The organism is Dolichospermum circinale AWQC131C (assembly GCF_000426905.1).
GTDB lineage: Bacteria > Cyanobacteriota > Cyanobacteriia > Cyanobacteriales > Nostocaceae > Dolichospermum > Dolichospermum circinale.
Genome location: NZ_KE384616.1, coordinates 7,429 through 9,385, shown reverse-complemented (window position 1 = coordinate 9,385; position 1,957 = coordinate 7,429). Strand labels below are relative to the sequence as shown.

5 protein-coding genes are annotated in these 1,957 nt (G+C 32.1%); all 5 read left to right on the top strand.

The features are described from left to right. Positions 1-231: 231 nt before the first annotated feature. Positions 232-537: a type II toxin-antitoxin system RelE family toxin gene (locus tag ACIR131C_RS0112695; RefSeq protein ID WP_071604957.1), complete on the top strand. Its 306-nt coding sequence runs from the start codon at positions 232-234 to the stop codon at positions 535-537. A gap of 14 nt (positions 538-551) precedes the next feature. Then, on the top strand, positions 552-749 hold the full coding sequence (locus ACIR131C_RS0112690) for a hypothetical protein (RefSeq protein ID WP_028082818.1): 198 nt from the start codon (positions 552-554) through the stop codon (positions 747-749). A 237-nt stretch (positions 750-986) separates the two neighbouring features. Continuing rightward, positions 987-1,406, top strand: a complete 420-nt coding sequence (locus ACIR131C_RS0112685) for a XisH family protein (protein WP_028090499.1) — start codon at positions 987-989, stop codon at positions 1,404-1,406. Further along, on the top strand, positions 1,391-1,732 hold the full coding sequence (locus ACIR131C_RS0112680) for a XisI protein (RefSeq protein WP_028090498.1): 342 nt from the start codon (positions 1,391-1,393) through the stop codon (positions 1,730-1,732). Before ACIR131C_RS0112685 ends, ACIR131C_RS0112680 begins: the two co-directional genes overlap by 16 nt. A gap of 42 nt (positions 1,733-1,774) precedes the next feature. Beyond that, positions 1,775-1,957: type II toxin-antitoxin system HicB family antitoxin (locus ACIR131C_RS22665; RefSeq protein ID WP_231395456.1), on the top strand; the 183-nt coding region annotated here is incomplete at its 3' end.

Below are 1,957 nucleotides of genomic sequence, written 5' to 3'. Positions count from 1 at the left end.
CCGAATTTCAGATAGGTCTCTGAGTTTAGCAGATCAACCCTATAATCCAGCAACGGGTGCTTACGATGGTGAACTTTGGGTTCTTGTTCCAAGATAGATCGCTGTTTGATGTAGGTGGGATGAAGTGCGATCGCTGTTTGATGTAGGTGGGATGAAGTGCGATCGCCTATTAAATAAATTAGTATAATTATATTAATTAGCCAAAATAACTACTTAATAAACAGGGTAAAAATGGCAGCGAAAGACTTCTACCATGATGCGGTGAAAAATGCTTTAATTAAAGATGGTTGGACAATTACGATAGAATTTAAACCCAAAGCGATTAAAGATTTACAGAAAATTCCTGTAAATGACAGAGAACGCATTATCAATAAAATTGAAGCAATGCAAGATGATTTACAAGGAGATGTGAAACGCTTAACAAATTTTACTCCAGAATATCGTTTAAGAGTTGGTGATTATCGAATTTTGTTTGAATTAGCAGAACAAACTATAATCGTGTATAGGGTTAAGCATCGTAGTAAAGCTTATGAGTAATAGGAGGTTAAAAAATGATTGAATTACATCCTGAGTTTTTAACAAAAAATGGTGAAAAACAATTTGCGGTTTTACCTTATGAGGAATTTTTGAAGATTCAGGAATTATTAGAAGATTTGGAAGATTTACGAGATTTGAGAGATGCTAAGGAAGAAGAAAAGAATAGTGTTTCAATGTCTTTAGAAGATGTGAAAAGTATGTTGTTAATGTGATCAAATTGTTGGTTTTGAGGATGAGGGGAGGGTGATTAGTAAGGAGAAGCGGCTTTGGTATAATTTAGGTTAGGGTGGGTCTTGATGAACTCACCTGAATGTTATAGCAATCCTAAATGATACGTGAGAGTTCAACAAGGCTAAAATGCTTATAAAACAAGGATTTTTATCTACGTATTTTCTCACAAACTGTTCAGGATTGCTATATAATATAATAGTTGATTATCGGGGTGAAAAATGCCAGCAAAGGACATATACCATGAAGCGGTGAAAAATGCTTTAATTAAAGATGGTTGGACAATTATGGCTGATCCTTATACTGTTGAATATGAAGATGATAACCTTTATGCTGATTTATTAGCTGAAAAGACTTTATTGCCTGAAAAACAAAAACGTATAATTGTAGTAGAAATCAAAAGTTTTATTAATCCTTCACCAATGAATGATTTTCAAAATGCTTTAGGGCAATATCTTTTATATCGTGATTTTCTCGAATTTTCTCATAAAGATTATGAACTGTATTTAGCAGTAAGAAGTACAATTTTTAATACTTTCTTTCAAAGAAAATCCATCCAACCTGTAATTAAACGTCATCAACTTAACTTTATTGTTTTTAATGATAAAAAACAGGAGATTCAATCATGGATAAAATTATAAAATATCGGGAGTTAATTAAAAGTATTTTAACAGAATATGATCAGTTGGTTCATAAATCTCCTGATTATAATACTGAAACCTGTTTAGTATTTGATGAAACTCACGATCATTATTTGTGGTTAACAGTTGATTGGAAAGAAGATAAAAGACTAAAATCAACTCATGTTCATATTCGCATTAAAAATGAGAAGATTTACATTGAGGAAGATTGGACCCAGGAAGGTATTGCAACGGAGTTATTAAGAGAAGGTGTACCGAAAGAGGATATTGTGTTAGCTTTTCATGATCCAGAAACTCGTAAGTTTACTGAGTTTGCTATTGCTTAATACTTTCTCTTGATCCTAAATTTAATCTATAGGAAAACAAAAATGAACTTTTACACAGTTGTTCTCAGACAAAGTTCCAGTTATTGGGTGGGTTTGTGTTTAGAAAATGGTATTGTTGGACAGGGAAATACTCAAGAAGATGCAGTTAATAAATTAAAGGAAGCAATAGCATCTTTTGCAGATGTTTATGAATCAGAAGAGAATATTTATAAATCTGCTATTTCT